1 protein-coding gene is annotated in these 3,537 nt (G+C 78.8%); it reads left to right on the forward strand.

The window, feature by feature from the left end; translation table 11 throughout:
• The first annotated feature begins 238 nt into the window (after nucleotides 1–238).
• Nucleotides 239–3,250: an ATP-binding protein gene (locus tag EBN88_RS32510; protein WP_199742534.1), complete on the forward strand. Its 3,012-nt coding sequence runs from the start codon at nucleotides 239–241 to the stop codon at nucleotides 3,248–3,250.
• Nucleotides 3,251–3,537: the final 287 nt, after the last annotated feature.

A 3,537-nucleotide genomic window follows, 5' to 3' on the forward strand; every position in this document is an offset into this window, starting at 1 on the left:
CTGGGCGCGGGGCTGGCCGCGCCGGGGGCGCGGGCTGCTACGGTCCACGGCGGGGCCTGCCGCCGGGGCGGGTGATCGGGCGGAAGCCGGCGTACCGCGCGCGAGGCGGGGAAGTGACGCTGCGGGAAGGGCGCGCGCGGCGGGCCCGGGAGGAGCGACGGTCAGGGCCCGTGGCGAGGCGGCGGGCGCACCGTTCGGCACGAGGGAGCGACGCGAGCGCATGACGAGCCCGTTACGGATGAGAACGGCCGATCTGGTGGGCCGGGACGCGGAGTTGGCCGCCCTGTCGGCGGTGCTGCGGGGCGCGGCCGAGGGGCGGGGCGGCACGGTCTTCGTCACCGGGGAGCCCGGGATCGGCAAGACCCGGCTGGCCGCCCGGGCCATGGACCTGGCGCGTGACGCGGGGATGGCGGTGCTGCGCGGGCGGTGCACCACCGTCGGCCCGGCCGTGCCGTTCCGCCCGCTGACCGAGGCGCTGCTGGCGTTGGCCCGCTCCGGACAGGCGCCGCCGGGCGAGGTGTTGGGCCCCTATCTGCCGGTGCTGGGCCGACTGGTGCCCGAGTGGTCCACGGGCGGCGACTGCGACGACTCGCCGGTGGTGCTGGCCGAGGCGGTGCTGCGGCTGGCCGCCGCGCGCGGCCGGCACCACGGCAGCCTGCTGGTCGTGGACGACCTGCACGACGCCGACCCCGAGACCCTGGCGGTGGTGGAGTATCTGGCGGCCAACGTCGCGACCCAGCCGGTGGCGCTGCTGGCCACGGTGCGCTCGACGCCCTCGGCCGCGCTGGAGCTGGTGGACGCCGTGGTGCGGCGCGGGGAGGCCGGGCCGCTGCCGCTGGGCCGGCTGGGCGGGCCCGAGGTGCACGCCCTGGCGGCCGGGCTGTTGGACTGCCCGCCGGGCGCGCTGCCCCGGGAGGTCTCGGCCGATGTGCTGGCCGACAGCCACGGAATCCCCTTTGTCGCCGAGGAGTTGGTGCGCGGCATGATCTCCGCCGGGCGGCTCGCCCGGGCGGAGGACGGCGGCTGGCGGCTGGTGCCCACCGAACGCCCTGGCGTGCCGGTGACACTGGTGCGGGTGATGGCGGAACGGGCCGCCCGGCTCGGCCCCGGCGGCGCGGCGGCGCTGTCGGTCGCTGCGGTGCTGGGGCGTTCGTTCCCCCTGTCGGTGCTGCGGCGCTGCGCGGGCCTGCCCGAGGAGGCGCTGGCCCGGGCGGTGCGGGCGGCGGTGGCCGACGGCCTGCTCCAGCCGGACGAGGAGCACGGCCCCGACTGGTACGCGTTCGCGCATCCGCTGGCGGAGGAGGCGTTGGCCTCGCCGCTGAGCCCGGCGGACCGGGCGGCGCTGTCGGCGCGGGCCGCCGAAGCGGTGGCCGAGCTGTATCCGGGGCTGCCCGGCACCTGGTGCCTGCTGGCGGCGCGGCTGCGCCGGGCCGCCGGCGAGGCGGAGGTCGCGGCGGGGCACTACCGGGAGGTGGCCCGCCGGGCGTTGGCGGGCAGCGGCCCCGGCACGGCGATCACCGTGATCGACGAGGCGCTGGCGATGCTGGGCGACGGGCCGTACGCGCCGGTGCGCGGCGGCGTGCACCGGGAGTTGCTGGAGACGCTGCTGCTGGCGCTGGCGGACGACGGGCGGTTCGACCGGGCCGTCGAGGTGGCGGACCGGCTGCGCCGCGCCGACCTTGACGCGGGGCCCGAAGCCGGGGGCGACGGGGGCGCGGCCCGTCGGGTGGAGCTGCATGTGCGGCTGGCCTGGGCGGCGGAGGTGGCGGGCCGCTGGGAGGAGGGGCTGGCGCAGGTCGCCGAGGCCAGGGCGCTGCTTCCGGCGGACGCCGGGGAGGCGGAGACCGCCGGCATCGACGCGGTGGAGGCGTATCTGACGGTCTCCGACACCCGCCCGGGGCGGATCGCGCGCAGCGAGCGGCTGGCGCGCCGCGCCATCGAGGGCGCGCGGCGGCGCGCCGACCCGGCGTTGGCCTGCCAGGGCTGGTACGCGGTGGGCGCGGCGGGCCGGGGGCGTTCGCTGGCGGAGTCCGACCGGTGTTTCCGGCAGACGCTGCGGATCGCCTCGCGCCACGAGCTGAACGGCTGGCGCGCGCACGGGCTGTTGGGGCTCGGCGGCAACGCCTGGCTGGCGCGGGCCGCGACGGACTCCCTCACCTACGCCTGGCACGAGGCGCTGCGCACCGGCTGCGTCAGCCTGGCGCACAACGCGGGCGCGCTGCTGGCGTTGGACGCCGCGCTGCGCTCCGACTTCGCGCGGGCGCGCGCGCTGGTGGACGGGGCGCTCGACGAGACGCGGCGGCTGAAGCTGCGCTCGGTGACGCGGTATCTGCTGATGGTGCGGGCGGTGGGCGCGGCGCACCGGGGGCGGCGGGCCGAACTGCGGTCGGCGCTGGCGGAGTTCCGGGCGGACGGCGGCGAGCAGTCCATGGAGGCGCCGCTGGCGCGGGGGCTCGGCGAGCTGTTCTGCGCGCTGCTGGAGGAGGACCGGGCGGCGGCCGAGGAGGTCGGCGGGGCGCTGCGGGCGGCGGCCGAGGTCAACGGGCAGGAGTTCTTCCATCTGACGGGGCGGCACGGTCTGGTGCTGCTGCTGGACGTGCTGGCCGGGCGCGCGGACCGGGCGGAGTGGGAGCGGATCGCCGCCGGGCAGGCCGGACGGCTGCGCTTCAACCGGCAGTTCGGGCGGCTGGCGCTCGCGGTGCTGGAGGGCCGGGCGGGGCGGCCGGAGGCGGCCGAGGCGGCGGTGGCGGAGGCGCTGCGGGACGCGGAGCCGTTCCCGGTGGCCCGGCACCTGGGCCTGCGGCTGGTCGCTGAGGCGGCGCTGGCCGACGGCTGGGGCGAGCCGCGCCGCTGGCTGACCGAGGCGGAGGAGTACTTCCACGGCGCCGGGGTGATCGCGGTGGCGGGGGCGTGCCGCTCGCTGCTGCGGGGGGTGGGCGTGGTGGTGCGGCAGCGGCGGGCCGGCACCGACCGCATCCCGGAGGCGCTGCGGGCGATGGGCCTGACGACGCGGGAGTACGACGTCTTCCGGCTGCTGGTGGACCGGCTGGGCAACAAGGCCCTGGCCGGGCGGCTGCACCTGTCGGTCCGCACGGTCGAGAAGCATGTGGCGAGCCTGCTCGCCAAGACCGGGACCGGGGACCGGAACCGGCTGTGCGACTTCGCGGCGGACTTCCTGTCCGTCACGGCGGCGCGGGAGCCGTCCCCGGGGGCAACGGCCGTGTCGCCGGGGGTCGTTGACGCGTCCTGACGGGCGGGGGCCGGGCGCGTTCCCGGCCGGGCGCGGCGCGGTGCCTGCGGGCCGCCGTCGTTCGGGTGCGGGCCGTCGTTCGAGGGCGGGCCGTCGGTGTGTGCGGGCCGCGCCCGGCCGGCGGGTCAGCCGATGTCGATGTTGATGCTGACCGAGGTGGTGCCCGGGTCGCGGTTGAGCACGGAGATGACGACGGCCGCCCCGACGGTGGCCCCGGTGAGGATCGCCAGCCGCACCCGCGCCCGCCGGGCCGCGTCGGCGGCGCCGCGCGCCTCCGCCTCGTCGCC

This window comes from Streptomyces triticirhizae (assembly GCF_003696235.1).
Taxonomy (GTDB): Bacteria; Actinomycetota; Actinomycetes; order Streptomycetales; family Streptomycetaceae; genus Streptomyces; species Streptomyces triticirhizae.